The following is a 20,662-nucleotide window of genomic DNA, read 5'->3' as shown; positions in this document are numbered from 1 at the left end:
CTTCTGCTAGTAAAACCATAAGAGTGAGAGGTGAAAACAAACGTAAGGTAACAGTTACACCATCGATGTGGGTACATACTGAACTTGGGCGTTGTCCAAGGAAATAAACTGTGGACACTAACGACCCAGTTTCTTACGTCATCTCAAGCACTACATTTGATATCGCTGTTACACTACTCCTCGAAAATAATCGGAAAATGCACGCACTTATCCACCATGATAGTGGGATACCTTCAGTTCCACCCCACAAAACCTCACTTAAACCAAGAAAGAAACTCACTTCAGCTCGCCTCTACTCACCGCCCAGCATGATGACAGCACATCCCGGTGTCACAACGATGACGATGATGACACCTCGCACTGGACACCGCCTTTATAAGCCGTTCGTCCGAATTTACGATGAGTCACTGCTGTATCAGGGATCAGTCCCATTCCAATCACCTTGCCGCTCTTTCTTCCGCGCGTAAGGTGCCGCCATGACTGTTTCGTGGCCTGAGAAGCAACACTCGGTTCCATACGGATCGATTAACTGCATCACTCCGCATCCTGTGAATTTCGAGAAAAAGTGGATATGGTAGAGGGAGTCATATCATGTTTTTAAAAACTCCTTTCTAAATTGAGCGCCTAAATTGAGCGCAATGAAAGAAGGCTCTCCTTATTTTTTAGAGGGGTGGAAAAGATGAACAAGATGTACATCAATGGCAAGTGGGTAGATGCTCGTTCAGGACAGACCAAACAGATTATGAACCCCTACAATCAAGAAGTGATCGCCACTGTACCGCGTGGAGACCGCTCAGACGCGAAGGATGCCATTCAAGCGGCAAGAAAGGCGTTTGATCACGGAGAGTGGAGAAATCTAACCTCTATCGAAAGAGGAGAAATCCTCTTTCAAATAGCCCTTAAAATTAAAGAATACAGACAGGAATTAGCCGAATTAGAAACTTTAAATACGGGCAAAACGCTGATTGAAAGCTTGGCTGATATGGATGGAATCGCTGGTGTATTTCAGTATTACGCTGGGCTCGCCGACAAGGACGGCGGCTATATGATTGAGTCCCCCCATCCCCATTCCGTCAGCAGAGTGGTTCGTGAGCCTGTGGGAGTTTGTGGATTAATTACACCATGGAACTATCCATTGTTACAAGCTTCATGGAAATTGGCTCCGGCACTCGCAGCAGGGAATACAATTGTGCTGAAACCTGCGGAAATTACTCCTCTTACTTCCATTAAAATATTCGAGATATTTGACGAGGTGGGGTTGCCACCTGGTGTCGCAAACCTCGTCTTGGGGCCTGGTTCGACTGTTGGCGCTGAATTAGCAGAAAACCACGACGTTGATTTGATCTCCTTTACCGGCGGTGGAGAAGCTGGAAGACAGATTATGAAAGCAGCAGCCGGGAATTTCAAGAAAATTTCCATGGAACTTGGAGGAAAGAACCCGAATATTGTATTTGCCGACGCAGATTTTGAGACAGCAGTAGATTACGCTCTGAACGCTGTGTTTTTCCATGCCGGTCAAGTATGTTCCGCCGGGGCGCGGCTGCTTGTAGAAGCATCCATTCACGACCGGTTTGTAGAAGCGGTCGTTGAAAAGGCGAAGCACATCCGTCTGGGTAACGGTTTTGATGAAGATACGCAAATGGGTCCGTTGATTTCCGCCGAGCATTTAGCGACAGTTGAAAAATATATTCAAATGGGCTTGGAAGAAGGAGCCACTCTTGTGCTTGGAGGCAAACGCCCCCAAAATCCGGAATTGCAAAAAGGTTTCTTCATCGAACCTACTATTTTCATCAATTGCCATACGAGTATGCGTATCGTTCAAGAAGAATCCTTTGGTCCCGTGCTTACTGTAGAAACGTTCCATACGGAAGAAGAAGCGATTCGCCTGGCAAATGACAGCATATATGGATTGGCAGGTGCTGTTTGGACAAGTGATCTGAACCGAGCAGAACGGGTTGTCCGACAATTGCGCATGGGAACTACATGGATCAACGATTATCATCCGTATTTCCCGCAAGCTCCTTGGGGTGGATATAAACAATCGGGAATCGGACGTGAGCTAAGCTTGATTGGTTTGGAAGAATACACGGAACTGAAACATATCTACTTAAATACAAACCCTCAACCGATGAATTGGTTCAAAGAGGTCAAGCCGAAGGCAAAAGAAGTGTTCTAGCAGTTTATTTATTTACACTTACATAAAAGGAGTAGATCACACATGTTCATGCGCTTTGAACGAATGAGCAGATTCAAAAGCTTTGAGATGCCCACGGTCGTAAAACACGGTGTCGGTGTGGTCACGCACACCGGAGAAGAAGTGAAAAAGCTCGGCGTCAGCAAAGTGTTGCTTGTCACGGACCCGGGCGTAAGAAGAGTAGGTTTGATTGATCCCGTTGTTGCTAGTTTAAAAGAAGCACAGATTGAAGTCGTGATTTTTGACAGAGTAGAACCAAACCCGTCTATTTATGTTGTGGCTGATGGGACAAAGGTATACCTCGACGAAAACTGTGACGGCCTTGTTGCTGTTGGTGGTGGCAGCTCGATGGATACAGCCAAAGCCATTGGGGTTGAAGTAGTCCATGGAGAACCGGTTTTGGAGTATGAAGCGGCTGAGGGGAAAAAACCGCTCTCCAAACGGATTCCGCCGCTTACCACGATCCCTACTACGGCCGGGACGGGTAGTGAGGTTACGCAATGGGCAGTGATTACCGACCCCAATCGTCAATTCAAATTTAATGTGGGAGGTCCGTTGATCGCTGCTCATTTGACGATAATTGATCCAGAACTTCACGTCTCCATGCCTCCGCATATTACGGCAGCCACAGGAATTGATGCCTTGTCTCACGCCATAGAATGCTTTACGTGTCATTACGCTCAACCGATGACGGATGCCGTTGCGCTGCTCGCCATCGAGTATGTAGCGAAGTACTTACGTCGAGCAGTAGCCAACGGCAATGATATTGAAGCACGCTATGCTATGTCACAGGCAGCCATGCTTGCCGGTCTTTCCTATGGAAGCGAATCGGCGGGAGCCGCACACGCAATGGCCCAGACACTCGGTGGAATCATCCCAGTGGCTCACGGTCAATGCGTAGCGGCGCTGTTAGGGCCTGTCATGGAATATAACTGGATGGGAGAACCGGAAAAATATGCGCGAATTGCACAGGCAATGGGTGTGAACATCCACGGCATGAGCGTCGAGGAAGCGGCAAAAGCAGCTGTAAAAGCGGTTTATCAATTAGTCAGGGATGTAGAAATCCCGACCCTGGAGGAACAAGGCGTGCCTGCCGATATGATTCCACGCTTGGCACAGGAAGCATATAACGATCCCCAAACGATTGGAAATCCGCGTGACATCGATGTAAAAGGCTATGAATGGATTTATCGCCGCTGCTTCAATTTGGAGCCATCGACGATCGAAGAGTACAACAGCAAGCCGTTTGTTAGTGTTTAAAATGTCATGAACGAATATTGTCTGATTATGGCGTGTCTGTCATTCCATAAGGGGGCAATGCTTTCCCAGGCGAGCGAAGACCTAAGCCTTGACTGAGCGAAGGCTCGGAAAGCGCAGGATTGAACTCGCGGGCAATTTCTTCAGAGCGATATGCACTTTGCCCGCGCCCTGTGCTGACCAGGTCAGAGCGGTCAACATCCGCTTCCCCGCTGGGCGCTGATGGAGCGAGTCGGGATAGCCATGTGGACAGTATTCCCCAGGCACTCCCTAAGAGATGTTTTGACGGGTGAGCCTTTTCTCTCGCTCCTGTTTCACAATCTGAAAGGTCCTTGTTGGAGAAAAGGCCACCCTTCTCTCGGTTCGATGAATATCAGACACCCTAGAACAGAACGTGTTTTTTTAGCCGAATACTCCTTACATACTGATATGCGAGTCAGAAGGATGGAATTTTTCCTCATTGATTTCTTCGAGAGATCGCCCCGTGGTTCGCGGCCCTAGCAAGCCAATATCAATCATAATGAGTCCCATCGCAATGGCAACGACAGTAAACATGACCGTAGAACCGTATTGTTTTAAAATCGGAAGCAACAGGAATGGCATCAACCCGCTCATGAAGCGGCTCAAACTGTAAGCGACCCCAGTAGCTGTTGCGCGAACAGAGGTTGGAAAAATCTCCGCTTGGTAAATATGAAAAGCATTCGAAAAGACATTACTGACGAGCGTGTATAATACTCCAAACAGGATGATGAGCATAGGGTTTTCCGTTACTCCAAATGAGATACCAAACACACCCATCAGAAAAGCGGAAAGAACGATTAGCCATTTGCGGTCAATCCGTTCCACAAGTGGTAGTGATAACAATGAACCGATCGGATACCCCAAAAAAGTGAATGCGGTATATTCCAGCGAATGAATTACGGAATAACCTTTCGCCTTCAAGATTAGAGGTACAAGGGTCCCAAATCCGTAATAGCCGATGGTTTGCAATATTTGAAAAAACCATAACATAACAGTGGATTGCAGATATTGTTTCTGAAACAAAACAGCGAAGGATACTTTTTGTTTCGGCATTTGTTCAGGAAGAGTCTGAGTACTCGAGGAAAACAATGGAACCAAATCTGTCCTTTTTTTCTTCGCCTCCTCTTCAAACTGAGCAGTGATTCGATTCGCTTCTTCCAGCCGTCCCGCTGCTGCCAGCCATCGTGGGGATTCGGGCAAATTCCGCCGCAAAATCCAAACGACCAGTGAACCGATGGAGCCAATGATAAACAACCAACGCCAACCTTCGAATCCCAGGAATTGCAATGGTACTAATAATTTTGCCAAGAATCCTTCGACCGGCATCGCCAAAAAGCCTAAAGTATATGCCCAGGCCACATATTTCCCACGTTTGGAGGCTGGTAACAACTCACTGAGGTAGGTATCGCAAAGCGGCGGTTCGGCCCCCAGACCAAGCCCGGCTAAAAACCGGAAAACGATCAATAACCCAACGTTTGGGCTAAATGCAGCGAGTAGCGTGAATACCGAATAGACAGCCAGATTAAACATAAAAGCTTTTTTCCGCCCAAACCGATCCGCCAAACCATTGAGCACGATTGCCCCGATAAACATACCCAAAAAGCTGGAGCCGAGCAGCAGGGGCAAAAGTTCATGAGCGACATGAAAATGTTCCTCCAAGACGGTACTGAGAACTCCCGCTAGGAAAATATCAAAGAAGTCAAAGAATAGACCGGTTCCGATTAACACCGTTGCTTTTTTGTGAAGGATGGTAATCGGTAGCCTGTCTAAACGCATGGCAATTGAAACATTTGACATTACACATTCCCCACCTTTTCATAATTGCTTTATAATTGATTGACTTTTCTGTAATTAATACCGAAAAAACTCTGGTTGTTCTTTTCACTGTATCATATTTCTAATATTTTTGTAAATGTCTTTTATGAAGAAAAGATAGAATGTTGTCTACCCAGAAGATCTCCAGATCATCCCGTTCGTTCACTGTTACTTCCGGCTCCTCTACCTGATCGAAGAGAACCTGAAAAAATCATTTCTATCATAAATACAAAAACCTGCTACTAATACAGTAGCAGGTTTTTGTAATAAATAACGATAGAGTTAACGAATGACAATCCCGTATTCTTTCAACCACATGTTCACTTGGATGAGGTATTCCAACAATTTGGTGATTCTGCCGTCATTGAGTTCTGTTTTTCCATCAATGACCGCTTCCACTTTCTTTTTGTCGATCAGCGGTAATACCGGGGAATTGGCATCGTTCAAAATCTCTTTCATCCAGCGCTTGACCGCTTGGAAATACTTCGGATTTTGTGCGGTCGGATAAGCACTTTTTCGGCGGTAGAGCACATCGTCCGGTAAATAGCCTTTCAGTGCGCGCCGCAAAATCCCTTTTTCGATGTTATCCACTGTTTTCATTTGATATGGGACATTAAACAGGTATTCCACCAAGCGATAGTCGCAGAACGGGACACGCACTTCAAAACCGACATAACCGCTGGTGCGGTCTTTACGGTCGAGCATGAACGGCAAGAAACGGGTGATAAAGAGATAAGACATTTCCCGCTGGCGCGCTTCCAACTCCGTTTCGCCGGGCAAGACCGGCACTTCGGCAATCGCTTCTTCGTATCTCGCCGCCACATATTCATCCGGGCGGACTTTAGCCAACGCTTCTGGGGACATGACCTTGCTTATGAAACCGGTGCTCACCAGCCACGGGAACGTGCGTGCATTCAGAAATTCTTCTTGGTGGAACCATGGATAACCGCTGAACACTTCGTCCGCCGATTCACCTGACAAGGCCACCGTCGCATCTTTTTTCATCTCTCTGAACAACAAATACAGCGACGTTTCCATTTCCCCGATTCCCGGCAAATCACGAGCTCGAAGCGGTACAAGTATGTTCTCCAGCAGTTCATCCGCATCCAGGACAATCGTGTGATGCTCGGTTTTCACATGTTCAGACACCCGTTTGACCCAAGGTTGGTCCAAATCGCGATGGAGCAAGTCTTCTTGGAAGTCTCGGTCACTGCCGACAAAATCGAGCGAATACGTATGGAGTGTTTTCCCTTCTTGGCTCAATTCTTTCCCAGCAATCGCCGTCAAACCGCTGGAGTCCAACCCGCCGGATAGCATCGCCACGAGCGGCATATCGGAAATCAGTTGGCGCCGCACGGTATCTTCCAAGATCTCGCGAATGCGCTCAGCAGTCGTCTCCACATCATCCGTGTGCGGTTTGCTTTTCAGCTCCCAATAACGGGTGATGCGTTTTCCTTCCCGCGTAAACACAACTGTATGACCGGCACGCACTTCTTTCACATCTTTGTACACCCCAACGCCAGGAGTGCGCATCGGCCCCATGCCGAATATCTCAGCCAACCCGTCCTGATCCAATTCCGGCTTGACAGCCGGATGCGCGAGCAATGCCTTGATTTCGGAAGCAAACAAGACGGCGCTTCCGCGTTCGGCATAGAAAAGCGGCTTGACCCCCAAGTGGTCGCGTCCCAAAAACAGCTTCTGCTCCGCTTCATCCCAAATGGCAAAAGCGAAAATCCCGTTCAAATGACGAACACAATCTTCACCCCATTCCAAATAGGTGTGCAACAGCACTTCTGTATCGGAATTGGTCTTGAATACATGGCCGCGCTCCTGTAACAGACGGCGCAACTCAAGGTAGTTATAAATCTCCCCGTTGTATGTCAAAGTATAAATCCGATCCCCTTGGCGATAAACCATTGGTTGAAGACCGCCTTCCGGATCGATCACAATCAAGCGACGATGCGCCAAAGCGGCCCTTTGCGACAGCCAAAATCCGTCCGCATCCGGTCCGCGATGGCGAATGGCCTGGGCCATTTTTTCCAAGACTGGCTGCTCACCCGAAAGATCTTTTTCCCAATCGATCCAACCGGCGATACCACACATGTCTACCATCTCCTATCCATAACTGTAATGGAAAGCGGCTCCTACTCAATCATACAGTTCCATTTTTTAAACAAACCGTTTTATAAACGACGCAGTGTCAATTATAATACTGTTAACGGTGATTGCAATGATCAATCTCAGACGATTTGTCGATTATACGACAAATAGAATATATTTATTTATTAATTAACAAAAAGATAACAAAGGAGGGGGAACCCATGTCATCCAAACCCCAAAAATTGGATCCCCGAGTCATCCGCACGCGCCAAATGCTGAGAAACGCACTCATCGAGCTGATCGGCGAAAAAGGCTTTAGTGCGATCACTGTGCAAGACATCACCCAGCGTGCCACCCTCAACCGCGCCACCTTCTATTTGCATTACCGAGACAAAGAAGATCTGCTCGCGCAAAGCGTAGAAGAGATATTGAAAGAATTGGTAACCGGAATGAAGGAATGCCGGATCATCGACTACGACATTGCCGATTCGGACGGAAATGTTGTTCAGCCGCTTCCCGACCTGGTCTATGTATTTGAGCATGTTGCCAAACACGAGAAATTTTATAGAGTGATGCTCGGCAAGAAAGGGCAACAAAGCTTTTGGTTCCGGCTCATGGACGTTTTTGTCAACGTCTTGGACAGCCGCCTGGAACAAAGTATGACCCAAGAGATCCAGCCCAAAGTGCCCAAAGAGATCTTGATCCATTATGCCGCTTCTGCATATTTGGGCGTCATTTCCTGGTGGCTGAAAAACGATATGCCCTATTCACCTCACGACATGGCCAAACATTTGACACGCTTGAGGGTACAGCATCTGCAAATCCCTCCGCTGGAACTTCCACCGGAGCCTAACGGATAAAATAAAAGAAGCCGCTGATCCCACTGTGAGACAAAGCGGCTTTTTGGGTCTTCCCCAATCGGAGACCTTAATGGGATTTCGTCTCCATGCATTCACCTGGTTGGAGATTGGAACAGTTTCGCCCGTAACTGATAGCAATGTGGTAGGGCTGTTCGAAATCTAACTAAGCTCCTTTTTGGCTGTCTCTTCATGAACAACTTCTTTCGACGTAGTGATCAGTGAGAGGATGATCATCGCGAAGAAACTGGTGGCGATTCCGTACATAATCGGATTGGTTGAAGTAATCCCTTCAATCGCTAACCCGGCGATGATGACCAAAGTACTGATGATAATGGAATAAAATCCTGCTTTCGCAGTTGCCCTTTTCCAGAAAAACCCTAACACAACAGGTACGAATATGGCTCCAGAGAGAATCGCATACGCTACATCCAGTGCAACTAATACATCTCGAATCCAAAGGGCAAAGGCGATCCCAGTCAACCCTACCAGCAAAGTTACGACCCTGGAAATGGTCATTAACCGCTTTTCATCTGCATTTTTGAAGAAAAATGGTTTGAGTATATCATTGGTGATTAATGTGGATGAGGCGAGCAGTGTACCTGATGAAGTTGACATCAGTGCCGAACACACACAAGCCAGCACAAGTCCCAGCACACCGGGCGGGAGAATTTTTACTGCCATAGCAGCAAAAATATTTTGCGGATTATCGATGTTTGGTATGACAATAACGCCGCACATCCCAATGATGCTGATCGCAATCGCATAAGCAATGCTAAAAACACCAGCAGAAATACTGCCTGTACGAGAAATTTTTTCTGTTTTTGCTGTAAATGCCCGTTGCCAAATATCTTGAGAAATAATCAATCCAAGTGTATAGAGCAGGAAATATTGAAAGATCTGGGTTAATCCAATGTGAGTCACATCGAAATGAGTACTGGGTAATTTGGAAACCAGATTTGACCAGCCACCTGCTGCATGTAAGCTCATGGGCAACATGATGATAAAAATCCCTGTGGCTTTGATCACAAATTGAATAATATCCGTTATGGTGACACTCCACATACCACCTAGCAGCGTATAAAAAAGTACGATCCCGCCTCCGGTCACCATGGATAAATTATTATCCCAACCGAGTACTGCATGAAAAATGGTTCCCATTCCAATCACTTGTGTAACAGAAACCATGAGTGTATAGATACTAGCCACAACGGCACTTAGATACCTTGTTTCGGTATTATACCGTTTGCCTAACAATTCGCTGATTGTTTTCACTTTTTCCCCAAAGAGGGGCTTGATCATAAAAATCCCCAACAGAAGTATCCCTAAGCCAATCATGACCACAAACCACATACCTGATATTCCATACTGATAACCCAGCTTTGCCGTTCCAATCGTAGAAGCCCCACCCAAAATGACCGCCGCCATACAACCAAAAAACATAAAGAATCCTAAATTCCTTCCGGCTAAGACATACTCTTCGGTTGTTTTGGCTTTCATTGAACCGTATACACCGATCACGATCATCGTACCAAAATAGATTAGAATAACAATGATATCAAGCAATTGCATCATTGTCCCTCCTCCATCAATCTCTTCTTTTTTAGGCCGCTGAAAAATGCTTCTTCATACTTTGTCAGTGCCTCATCCAGTATTCCCAGTCCTCGTCAATTTGCTGTTTGGTGACAGTCAACGGCGGACTCTCTTTTGTATTGGCATAAGGAATCTGGTAAGTAAGACCGTTCGGCTGCAAAAATTTCCGGTATTTGCTTTTCGAACTTACTTACGCTTAACGCCCCCATGGAACGTCCATGAAAACAACCGGTAAATGGAAGGACATAAAGGCGCCTCGTGACGTATTTGGCTAGAACCTATTTCAAAATTGGTGTTGTTCATTGTAATCTGAAAGTATGGGCAGACACGAGTTAACTGATCAACAGTGGAAAATAATCGAGCCGCTGATTCCTCCAAGGAAGCCGGGAGCAGGAAGACCTCCGGCAGATCCCAGAAAGACTTTAAATGGAATCCTCTACGTTCTCAAAACGGGATGTCCTTGGGCAGACATGCCGCGGAAATATGGATCGCCAACCACTTGTTGGCGCAGGCTGCATCAATGGACGGAAGACGGTACATGGGAACGAATATGGAAAGCCCTTCTTTCACAGTTGGATGCACAATCGAAAATAGAATGGGCTCAAGCCTTCCTCGACGGTAGCTTTGTACCGTCGAAAAAAGGGGGTCTGAAGTAGGGAAAACCAAGTCGGGGAAGGGTTCCAAGGTCATGGTGGTGGCAGACGGAAATGGTCTGCCGATTGGTATTTATGTCACAAGTGCCCAACCCCATGAGAGTCAACTTGCTCGATTGACGATGGAATCAGTGTGTGTCCCTCAAAAACGGGGGCGCCCCAAAAACCGTCCCAAGGAATTGATAGCTGATAAGGCATATGATAGTCGTGCCTTTCGAAACTGGTGAAGAAAAAGAGGCATCAAGATCTGCATCCCCACCATCCAACGTCGAAAACGACGTTCTCCCAAGAAGGGTCGTCCCATCAAAGTCAGTTCCAGTTACCAACATCGTTGGAAAATTGAACGTTGCTTTGCCTGGATGGATAACTACCGTCGCCTGGTTGTTCGTTATGAACGATTTGTCGAACATTACAAGGCTTTTTGTCTGGTTGCACTTATTCTATGGTGTGTCAATCGTATTTTGAAATAGGTTCTAGCTTGATCGCTCCTTCAACCGCTTCGGTTCCACTATTGCAAAGAAATAGCAGTCTAATCCCTCGGGTGTGATTTTTCCTAATTTATCTGCCAACCGGAACCCAACTTGTTGACACCGCGATTTTCTCCCTTCCCTTTTCCCCATTTTTAATTACAGCAATTTTTATGCCAAGATTTATTCTATATAGTGTTTTTTTAATTTTCTCTCCATAGTTGTAGTGGGCTGATTTTTCTAGCTCTGGTGATTCTGTATTCATGCATTTTCATGTTCGTTCCATTCTATTTCTTTCTGAACAGCTATTTATCCCTCTTCCTTTTCACTTCTCTCCTCAGCCGATTCAATTTTGAATAACAGTCCGTATACCCGTTCATTCAAAAATGAATAAGTACCCAGCCCAGTGAAAGTCAACATGTCCTGATGACCAGAATCAAAAAAAGACCGTCTCCCATCGAACTGGGATGACGGTCGTGATGTCATCATCATTGAATCGCCAACATCCGATCCAGCGCCACTTTGGACCAATGAGTGGTTTCCGGGTCCACTTTGATCTGGTTGACCACATTGCCTTCCACCAGGTTTTCCAGTGCCCACAACAGATGCGGACGGTCGATCCGGTTCATTGTCAGGCACGGGCACATCGTTGTGCTGAGCAACATGATTTTTTGTTCCGGATGCTCCTGAGCCAGACGTTGGACCAGATTGACTTCTGTGCCGATCGCCCATTTACTTCCCGGCGGGGCGGCTTCAATCGTGCGGATGATGTAATCGGTAGATCCGTTTTCATCAGCCAGTTGCACCACTTCAAACGAGCACTCGGGATGGACGATCACTTTCATTTCGGGGTCGCGTTCGCGGACGCGGTGCACGTGCTCGGGCAGGAATTTTTGGTGAACGGAGCAGTGCCCTTTCCACAGGATCATGCGCACGTCTTCCCGGTGGCAATGATCATCCTCAAATTCTCCCGTCTCAGGGGCCCAGATGATCATATGCTCCAGCGGGATGCCCATTTTGTACGCGGTGTTGCGCCCCAGATGCTGATCAGGCAGGAACAGGATGCGCTTTTTCCGCTCAAACGCCCATTTCAACACGGCCTCCGCATTGGACGACGTGCAGGTCGTCCCGCCGTGACGACCAACAAACGCCTTGATCGCCGCCGTGGAGTTCACATAGGTAACTGGAATCACCGTGTCACCGAACTCTTCCTGAATCACTTCCCACGCTTCTTCCACTTCATCGATATCCGCCATGTCAGCCATGGAGCAACCCGCTTTCATATCGGGCAGCACGACAATCTGTTTATCCGTGGTCAGTGTGTCGGCCGTTTCGGCCATGAAATGAACGCCGCAGAAGACGATATATTTGACATCATGCAGTTTCTCTGCGATTTTGGCCAGTTTCAGCGAATCCCCACGATAGTCGGCGAATTGGATCACATCATCCCGCTGGTAGTGGTGGCCCAGGATCACCAAGTCAGATCCCAGCCGACGCTTCGCTTCCCTGATGCGTCGATCTAATTCCTGGTCGGAGAGCGTGCGGTATTCTTCCGGTAGATCCTGATGCACCGCGGTCAACATGTCGATCATCGCTCATCCCCCTTTTCTCCCGTCCAATCCAAACTGATATCCAACGCCTTGGCTGAATGCGTCAACCAGCCTAGCGAAATGCCGTTGACGCCGGTTTCCGCCACTTCCCGCACATTGTCCGGTGTGATGCCCCCGGATGCTTCCGTCCAAACCCGGCCGTCGATCAAGCGTACCGATTCCCGCAGCTCGGCGGGTTTCATATTGTCCAGGAGAATGGCATCCACGTCCAGTTTCAGTGCTTCCTTGACCTGTTCCAGCGTGTCGCACTCCACTTCCACCTGCACCATGTGCCCTACGCGTTCCCGCACGCGGCGAACGGCCGCTTCCAAACTGCCTGCCAGCGCCACGTGGTTGTCCTTGATCATCACACCGTGACTCAGACCGTAACGGTGGTTGGTACCGCCGCCGATTCGCACGGCGTACTTTTCCAACAGTCGCAATCCCGGCGTCGTTTTGCGTGTGTCGAGGATGACACAGTTTAATCCTTCCACTTGGCGCACGACCTGACGGGTCACTGTCGCAATGCCGCTCATTCGCTGCATGAAGTTCAGCGCCACACGCTCCCCTGTGAGCAGGGCGCGCGTCCGGCCGGTCACGCGAGCCACAGCGGTGTACGCCGCCACTTCGTCTCCTTCTTCCACCAACCATTCAAACCGCACATCTGCATCCAACAGGCGGAACACGCGCTCCGCCACGGGCAGGCCGGCGATGACACCCGGTTGTTTGGCAATAAATACGGCCGCGCTTTCATGATGCTCTTCCGCCAAAGCTTCCGTCGTAATGTCGCCTGGCCCGAGGTCTTCATTCAATGCCGTTCGAATGACGGCCTCCAGTTCCAACGGGTTCATCTCCCCCGCCCCTTTCTACACCACGCGGTGTTTTTTCGCCCATTCCTCCAGGGTTTCCGGAAAATCCGCCCGATAGTGTCCACCGCGGCTTTCCTGACGCCACAAAGCCGATTGCAAAATGGCTTGTGACACGCTGATCATATTGCGGCACTCCCATGCGGAGACGGGTACTTCGATTTCCATCTCGCGCAACGCGTTCAACCCTTCGGCCAAGCCCTGCGCCGTTCGAACGATGCCTGCCTTTTCCCACATGATCGTCCGAATTCGATCTTTCCACTGTTCCATTTGCGTACGATCCGTGAACAGTTCGGCAGCAAGCACTTGATCCGGCCCTTTCTCCCGCGGCGGCAGGTGCGCCATCCGTTCCGCCACCCGTTGGGAGAAGACGGCTCCCTCCAACAGGGAATTACTTGCCAGGCGGTTGGCGCCGTGAACGCCGGTGCATGCCACTTCCCCGCATGCAAACAAGCGGGAAAGTCGCGTTTGCCCGTATGAATCGGTCCGTATTCCGCCCATGATAAAATGTGCGGCAGGCGTGACCGGTATCGGGTCCCTTGCTGAATCGATTCCATGTGATTTGCAATAGCGATCAATCGTGGGGAATCGACGGGCGAAACGATCGCCGATCACGCCAGCATCCAGAAAGACACGGCGCCCTTGTTGCATTTCGCTGTAAATCGCCCGCGACACTTCATCTCGCGGTGCCAAGTCGCCCCATTCATGATACCGTTGCATGAATGCTTCACCGCGATCATTGATCAAAGTGGCACCTTCGCCGCGCACTGCTTCCGAAACCAAAAACATCGGATTTTGTTCCACTGCCAATGCAGTGGGATGAAACTGGACGAATTCCATATCCATCAGTGGCACTCCCGCCCGTCGGGCCATGGCAAACCCGTCACCCGTGGATACGAGGCCGTTGGTTGTAAAACGGTACACTTGACCGCATCCGCCCGTGGCAAGCACGACGCCGTGCGCCAAATACAGCGTCGCACCCGCTTCAGCGTCGGCCGCGAGCACACCAACACATTCCCCGTCAGATACAACCAAATCCACTACCATCGTATGGGAGATCAGGTTCACGTGCGGGCGCTTCGCCACCTGCTGGAGCAATGCCCGGGTGATTGCCGCACCCGTCGCATCCCCTTCGGCATGCAGAATGCGCGATGCACTGTGGGAACCTTCGCGTCCCAATGCCCATTGCTCGCCGTCACGGTCGAATTTCGCTCCCAACTCCGTCAGCAGTTGAATCGTTTTGGGCGCCATGTTCACCAACACATCCACCGATGTGGGATCACAATGCTGAACGCCCGTCCGCAACGTGTCCTCCCGATGCAGTTCGGGGGAATCCCCCTCGCCGACGGCGGCGGCGATCCCGCCTTGTGCCCGAAATGAATTGCTTTCTTCCTCACGTGCTTTGGTGAGTATGATCACTTCACCTGTATTTCCCAGTAACAGGCCGGTCATCAATCCCGCTATACCACTGCCCACCACGATATAATCCGATTGTACCGTCCGCATATATTTGTGATTCCTTTCACATAATCAACTCAACCGATCACTCTTATTGTTGATATGATCCGGCTTATTGTCAACTGCCAATTTTGAGCTGGTGAAAACGGTTACGAATCTATAGGGAGGAAATTGTTTTCCCCTTTCGTTATAATGAAATGGAGTTTGAACACTTTGCTAATCACTGAGCAAAAAAAGGGAGGGAACAGCGCCGGTCAAGGGTTTCCGGCGTTTGAATCAGATGAATCGGATCTACCTGGATCATGCAGCCACCACGCCCGTCCGGCCGGAAGTGCGCGCAGGTGTTATCCAATATATGGAATTTGAATTCGGCAATCCCAGCAGTTTACACGATTGGGGACAACACGCCCATGATGCGGTCGAGCATGCTCGGCAACAACTCCTGCGCGCACTGGGAGCCGGAAGCCCTCGGGAAATCGTGTTCACCGGCGGAGGAACGGAATCCAACAACTTGGCCATCCAAGGTGCCGCGAAAAAGCGACGTCACATCGGGCGACACATCATCACCACGCAAATCGAGCACCCGTCAGTGTTGGAAACATGCCGGTCGCTGAAGGAGAGCGGCTTTGAGGTAACGGAGCTTCCGGTTGACGAAAACGGTCTTGTCCGGGTCGAAGATGTGGAGCAGGCTCTGCGTCCCGACACCATCCTGGTCAGCATCATGGCGGCCAACAACGAAGTAGGAACAATTCAGCCTATCGCGGAAATCGGCCGGTTGCTCCGTGATAAACACGTGCTGTTTCATACCGATGCCGTCCAGTTTTTCGGCAAGGTCCCTTTTTCGGTGCGTGATCTTCATGTCGATTTGCTGACCGTGGGCGCTCATAAAATCGGTGGGCCCAAAGGGGTCGGCGCACTGTACGTGCGCAAGGGCGTCCGTATCTCCCCTATTGTTCACGGCGGTGGACACGAACGCGGTATGAGGCCCGGTACTTACAATGTTCCCGCTATCGTCGGTTTGGGGATCGCGGCCGAACTGGCCGCCCGCGAAGCGGAAGAGACCCGGGAACGGCTCACCCGATTGCGCGACCGGCTCTGGCAGCGGATCGAAACGGAAATCGGGGAAGTACGGCTAAACGGCCATCCTGAACAACGTTTGCCCAACAACTTGAATCTCAGCTTCCATCGCATCGAAGGTCAAGCGGTGATGCTGGAACTCAATCGGATGGGGGTTGCCGTCTCCAGCGGTTCCGCCTGCAGCGCGGGAAAACACGCACCCTCTCACGTGCTGATGGCGATGGGACGCGGCCAGGATGAGGCGCATCAAAGCGTACGGATTTCACTCGGCAGTACGACGACCGAGGAAGAGATTGATGTGTTTGTCGAACGGTTGAAGGAAGTAATCGCGTATCTGCGGTCGTTGATTCGGTGAAACTCCACATGTTTGCGGATCAACGGTTTGATCAGGAGTGAGAGAAACGCCCTCTTTGTGACAAAGATCAGTACCTTAGTGGACATCAAGCTCTTGTTTTTCAAAGAGGCTATGTCCGTTAATCACATTTATGGAAAACAAAATACCAAAGGAAATTGAAGAAACGACACAACGCCTAGTACAGTCGATGGACAGAGCGTTCGAAAAAATGGACAAGATGGAAGAGCGTTTCGACCAGATTGACAAGCGGTTTGATAAGGTCATCGAACGACTGAATCGGATCGAGAAGCAACGGGTGGAAATCAAGCGAGTGAAACGATGGATATGGATCGCGATCATCATTTTTTTGATTCCAATAGTATTCGGAATATTGAACTCGATCTTTGTTCCAGTTTCTCCTTCTCACTGATTTTTGTAAACCATCTCATATATTTAGAAGAGAACTAACTTGTAGGGGGAAGGAATTTGAAAATATTGCTAGGATTATTCCTTCTCGTACTTGGAACTGCTGGGGTAATTTTATTTTGGGTGTTCAGATGGAAACCGAAAATACTTGAAAAACATATTATTTTCGATGTAATTGATTCTATTTTAGCGTTATTTCTCATGGATCTTGATCGTTTTTCGTTGGGTCTCTTCTTCCTTTTTATGGCGATATTTGGATTATGCATTCTTTGGTGGAATTAGAAAACTATACCATCTGCCTTGTGGATTTTGCCCAGCTTATATGCTGGGTTCTTTTCTGTCCTCTCCCCCCTTCAACCCGTTTGGTTTTTCGGGAAAGGATATGTCTATCGAGTTGCCAATCACTGGCCACTAATGATCCACACTAACAACGGCCTCGTTGCTTCATCGCAAAATTAAAACCGACTGCTGTTTGCAATCGGTTTGTCAACTGACTATTTTTTTACAATGGGAATCCAAACTTCGCACCGATAGTCTTCCGCCATGGTATCCCCCGGAGGATATACCTCCAGCTCGGGAGCTCCGGAGTGTTCATATCCTGTGGCGGGAAACCACTCTTGAAATATTCGGCTGAACACGCTCTGTATGGCTCCGGGGAGCGGACCGACACAGGTAAATATAGCCCAAGTGGAAGCAGGGATCGTGCTCACGGAGAACCCTTCCGCCGGTATTGTTGGATCGGCTTGAGTTCCAATCATATAGGTAAAATCTCCCCTACCCGGCTGCATATCCAAGCAGATCCCAAGCAAGTTCTCACCTGTTCCGATGGAGGCAAGCTTGGCAATGGTGCCATCTCGATGACATTTTTCCCAGAACTTCGGGATTTGGCGTGTGTGTTCTCCATCTTGACACGTTACTTGAATGGACTTGCCGATGACCGTGAAAGCCTCTTTCTCCACAATTCGATAATCCATTTCTTTGTCTCCCTTCAGTGATAGATGAAAGGTGATGCGGGGAAAAGCTTTAAGGCTAACGCCTGGATTTCGAGCCTCTGAGGGCGCAATGCCATGGATTTTTCGAAATGCTTTGGAGAAGGACTCAGGAGAATCATAGCCATATTTCAACGCTACGTCCAACTCCTTAGATGATGACGTTGTCAGCTCTTGCGCGGCTAATGTTAGTTTGCGTTTTCGTATATACTCGGCCACTGTCATTCCAGTCACCATGAAAAACATTCGTTGAAAATGGAACGTAGACACATAAGCAGCCTTTGCAATTGTTTCGATATCCAAACGTTCATCCAGTTTCTTCTCAATGAAGTCAAGAGCATCGTTCATCCGGTTTAACCAATCCAACCGCACCACCTCCCTTGGTTAATCGTACCACTGACTTATCAGGTAATCCTGTCATTTCATGCTTTCCGCGAACAGGTTCTTATTGCATCTCCCTAATTATCCAAAATTATACAAAAACATACTGAGGATCGAGAGTGGTGAAGATGATAATTCAAGCCGTTTATCGCAGGCGAAGTTCATATTGAATCGGGATTCACGAAAAAACGCCATCCTTTCTTATCTCTAAGGAAAGAATAGCGTTTCCGTCTTAGCGGTATTCTATTTTCTTAGCTTGATAGCGATGTGCGGTGACTATTATTTGGAAAACCGGAGGGGAACCTCCCAATAGGCCGGGTAATAATGGTCGATCGCATCCATAACAAGGATAAGCTGTTTGGGAGCATCCACAATATCATCAATGACCAGCGTATAATGATAAACGCCATTTTTGTTCTCTGCACTACCATAGAAGTTGTGTACTTTTCCTTTGTCGTCAACAAAGTGCCAATCCATTGAGCCCTGATAATTGTCAACCGGCTTTAACTCCACATTCACCGCAAGATTGTGGTTGTGTGAACCTTTTGAAGGCTCATGCCCCGCGTAAGTGATGGTGATCAAATTTCCTTTGTAGTTAAACGATACAGGCTGTTGCGAGACAGTTTGTGGGTTAAATGTGATGTGGGCATCTGCAGCTTCTTTTTTCACAATTCCTTTTAATCGGAAGAAGTATCCTTTCTTCAGTGGATGAAGATCGTACAGATCCTTCTTGGAAATCTCTCCAACGCCAATTTTCTGTACGGCACTGTTAAGGTGATTTTCCTCTCTCTTGCCGGATAGATCATCATGGGTAAGGTAAGCAAGGATTTTTCCTTGATTATCCGTAATTTCATAATCCATTTTCGGTGAATAATCACGTTGCGGGAATTGTTTTGCGATTCGTTGAAGCTGTTTCTTTTCTTGTTCATTTTGCTTTAACGAGTATTGTATAGACATCGCGCTCGGTGAATATAAAAAGTCATGCAACTGGACATCTACACCATGAAAAGTCCGCGTTTGATTAATGTGAGCGACTCTGGTAAAGGATATGCCTTTGTCTAGCTGTAGCGGTATAGACACATTCCAGCTCCCTTTGATTATTTTTTCATGATGCAGATCGAAGTGGCGCAATACATTCGCCGATATCCGTAGTGTTGCTTTGTTTGGCAGGGGCTCCGTGGGTATAAGGGTAAGGCGATGTTGGTTGGAATCCCCAGTATTGTCATGGCCATACGCCAGAACTTTCCCATTTTCATCCACCAAAGATGCGATGGGAGAATAGTTATCATTGCCTAATTTATAGAGAACCAATTTTCCATTTGCGTCTCTGATTTGGAAATCAACCGTAATGCGGGAAGGGTCGGCAATCACTTCTTTCAATTCGACCGTATACCCCGAACTGGTTATTTTTTTGTTAAGAGGGGCACTAAACCCGTTTTTTGCGGCTAGTTTCAATCCGCCATCATGGGAATCGAACCGATCGATCAGAAAAATGCTCTTCTTGACAAAGTTTGCAAACGCAGGTGACACTGCCGTCCCGATCCCAAGGAATATCGCTAAAATCGCTACGGTGGAACCGATCACCAGCGCCATTCTTCTGCGCCGAGCCCTTTTTTTCTTTATAGGTATGACGGGTTCATTTTCCTGCTCAGGTGACAGTTCCCGAATCTGGGCCATGATCTGCTCGGTGAAAGAGTCATGCAACACAGGTTCGTTTAACCATTCTTCCACCACTTGTTTTTCCTTTTTAAGCTCAGCTAAATGGGTTTGGCATGCCGAACAGGACCGAAGGTGTTGTTCCAAATCCGGGACTTCTTTCTTCTCTAAAAACCCGTCCCACCACTGCTCAAGAAGATTTTGTTTTGAACAAATCATAAATTTTTCCACCTTCCTGTTGTACTAGGCCTGCCAGATGTTTCTGCAATTGTTTTCGTGCACGATACAAGTGGTTTTGTACCGTGGTCATGGGTATCTGCAAAATCTCCCCTATTTCCTTATAACTCAACTCATCCATATAACGGAGCATGATCACCATGCGATAGTGTTCCGGCAATTGGTCCAAAGCTTGTTGCAACTCTTTTTTTCTTTCGCAACTTACCATCTTCTCTTCGGGACTGTCCGTTGTATTTGTTGCCGGAATTTCTACAATCGTATCCTTCGTGTAGACTTTCCTCTTTTGTAATTGCGTGTTGCATGTGTTTACCGCGATTTTATAAATCCATGCGGAAAAGGACTCATCCTGGCGATAACTTTGTAAATAGCGGTAAGCGCGAATAAATACCTCCTGTGTCCAGTCTTGGGCGTCATGCGTATTCCGGCATATGCGATATATTAATGCGTAGATACGTTGTTTATATCGGTCGATGATGAAGGCAAAAGCTTCTTTGTTTCCTTGTAGCACCTCTTGCACCCACTGCGATTCATCACGCAACTCAGTTCCTCCCCTCTCGTTGTTTCTATCCAATATTACCTTCACCTTTTCTATTTTCATTCGCTTATGAAAAAAAATTTATTGTGAAGTGAAGACCATAGTCAATCGGCTAACAAACGTATCCACAGAGGAGCACCAAGGGTGAAGGATCATT

General features: G+C 48.1%; 15 protein-coding genes and 2 pseudogenes. 7 read left to right on the top strand and 10 right to left on the bottom strand.

The annotated features are described in order from the left end of the window. Positions 1–679 precede the first annotated feature (679 nt). Together betB and gbsB are read left to right on the top strand one after the other, a co-directional pair. Entirely contained in the window at positions 680–2,176 is a 1,497-nt protein-coding gene (gene betB / locus NWF35_RS07315) for a betaine-aldehyde dehydrogenase (protein ID WP_301238402.1), read from the top strand. Positions 2,177–2,218: 42 nt separating this feature from the next. Next, a complete protein-coding gene (gene gbsB / locus NWF35_RS07310; RefSeq protein ID WP_301238401.1) occupies positions 2,219–3,454 on the top strand; it encodes a choline dehydrogenase in 1,236 nt (411 codons plus the stop codon). A gap of 414 nt (positions 3,455–3,868) precedes the next feature. Here gbsB and NWF35_RS07305 read toward each other — a convergent pair whose 3' ends face one another. Together NWF35_RS07305 and asnB are read right to left on the bottom strand one after the other, a co-directional pair. Further along, complete coding sequence (locus NWF35_RS07305) at positions 3,869–5,269, bottom strand: MFS transporter (protein WP_301238400.1); 1,401 nt, start codon at positions 5,267–5,269, stop codon at positions 3,869–3,871. 300 nt (positions 5,270–5,569) lie between these two features. After that, complete coding sequence (asnB, locus tag NWF35_RS07300) at positions 5,570–7,390, bottom strand: asparagine synthase (glutamine-hydrolyzing) (RefSeq protein WP_301238399.1); 1,821 nt, start codon at positions 7,388–7,390, stop codon at positions 5,570–5,572. A gap of 218 nt (positions 7,391–7,608) precedes the next feature. On the opposite strand from asnB, the gene NWF35_RS07295 reads away from it, so the two are divergent. Then, positions 7,609–8,247 carry a TetR/AcrR family transcriptional regulator gene (locus NWF35_RS07295; RefSeq protein ID WP_301238398.1) on the top strand — a complete coding sequence of 213 codons (639 nt, stop codon included), beginning with the start codon at positions 7,609–7,611 and terminating at the stop codon, positions 8,245–8,247. Positions 8,248–8,406: 159 nt separating this feature from the next. Here the strand turns inward: NWF35_RS07295 and NWF35_RS07290 are convergent, their stop codons facing one another. Both NWF35_RS07290 and NWF35_RS07285 read right to left on the bottom strand, forming a co-directional pair. Further along, the gene (locus NWF35_RS07290) at positions 8,407–9,816 is read right to left on the bottom strand and encodes a sodium:solute symporter family protein (RefSeq protein WP_301238397.1); all 1,410 of its coding nucleotides are present in this window, start codon (positions 9,814–9,816) and stop codon (positions 8,407–8,409) included. 124 nt (positions 9,817–9,940) lie between these two features. Further along, positions 9,941–10,112: pseudogene (locus NWF35_RS07285) on the bottom strand (aminotransferase class III-fold pyridoxal phosphate-dependent enzyme); the annotation flags it as partial. 42 nt (positions 10,113–10,154) lie between these two features. Here NWF35_RS07285 and NWF35_RS16830 point away from each other — a divergent pair. After that, positions 10,155–10,493 (top strand): IS5 family transposase, encoded by a 339-nt coding sequence (locus tag NWF35_RS16830; protein ID WP_363321572.1) that lies wholly within the window; start codon positions 10,155–10,157, stop codon positions 10,491–10,493. 20 nt (positions 10,494–10,513) lie between these two features. Beyond that, a pseudogene (locus NWF35_RS16825) lies at positions 10,514–10,960 on the top strand (IS5 family transposase); the annotation flags it as partial. 485 nt (positions 10,961–11,445) lie between these two features. Here NWF35_RS16825 and nadA read toward each other — a convergent pair. Genes nadA through nadB form a run of 3 tightly spaced genes read right to left on the bottom strand, consistent with a single transcriptional unit; the run spans position 11,446 to position 14,918 of the window. Further along, a complete protein-coding gene (gene nadA, locus NWF35_RS07280; RefSeq protein WP_301238396.1) occupies positions 11,446–12,549 on the bottom strand; it encodes a quinolinate synthase NadA in 1,104 nt (367 codons plus the stop codon). Beyond that, on the bottom strand, positions 12,546–13,397 hold the full coding sequence (nadC, locus tag NWF35_RS07275; protein ID WP_301238395.1) for a carboxylating nicotinate-nucleotide diphosphorylase: 852 nt from the start codon (positions 13,395–13,397) through the stop codon (positions 12,546–12,548). Before nadC ends, nadA begins: the two co-directional genes overlap by 4 nt. 15 nt (positions 13,398–13,412) lie before the next feature. Beyond that, positions 13,413–14,918: an L-aspartate oxidase gene (gene nadB, locus NWF35_RS07270; RefSeq protein WP_301238394.1), complete on the bottom strand. Its 1,506-nt coding sequence runs from the start codon at positions 14,916–14,918 to the stop codon at positions 13,413–13,415. A 232-nt stretch (positions 14,919–15,150) separates the two neighbouring features. Here nadB and NWF35_RS07265 point away from each other — a divergent pair, with 232 nt between their 5' ends. Next, positions 15,151–16,302: a cysteine desulfurase family protein gene (locus NWF35_RS07265; protein ID WP_301238393.1), complete on the top strand. Its 1,152-nt coding sequence runs from the start codon at positions 15,151–15,153 to the stop codon at positions 16,300–16,302. Between the two features lie 208 nt (positions 16,303–16,510). After that, positions 16,511–16,711 carry a hypothetical protein gene (locus tag NWF35_RS07260; protein WP_301238392.1) on the top strand — a complete coding sequence of 67 codons (201 nt, stop codon included), beginning with the start codon at positions 16,511–16,513 and terminating at the stop codon, positions 16,709–16,711. A gap of 490 nt (positions 16,712–17,201) precedes the next feature. Here the strand turns inward: NWF35_RS07260 and NWF35_RS07255 are convergent, their stop codons facing one another. The 3 genes from NWF35_RS07255 to NWF35_RS07245 form a co-directional block, all read right to left on the bottom strand. Next, a complete protein-coding gene (locus tag NWF35_RS07255; RefSeq protein WP_301238391.1) occupies positions 17,202–18,062 on the bottom strand; it encodes an AraC family transcriptional regulator in 861 nt (286 codons plus the stop codon). Positions 18,063–18,356: 294 nt separating this feature from the next. Next, positions 18,357–19,952, bottom strand: coding sequence for a DUF4179 domain-containing protein (locus NWF35_RS07250; protein WP_301238390.1), 1,596 nt, complete (start codon positions 19,950–19,952; stop codon positions 18,357–18,359). Beyond that, the gene (locus tag NWF35_RS07245; protein WP_301238389.1) at positions 19,924–20,508 is read right to left on the bottom strand and encodes an RNA polymerase sigma factor; all 585 of its coding nucleotides are present in this window, start codon (positions 20,506–20,508) and stop codon (positions 19,924–19,926) included. Before NWF35_RS07245 ends, NWF35_RS07250 begins: the two co-directional genes overlap by 29 nt. Positions 20,509–20,662 lie beyond the last annotated feature (154 nt).

It is taken from the genome of Polycladomyces subterraneus (assembly GCF_030433435.1).
Taxonomy (GTDB): Bacteria; Bacillota; Bacilli; order Thermoactinomycetales; family JIR-001; genus Polycladomyces; species Polycladomyces subterraneus.
This window is presented reverse-complemented; position numbering and strand designations above follow the sequence as displayed.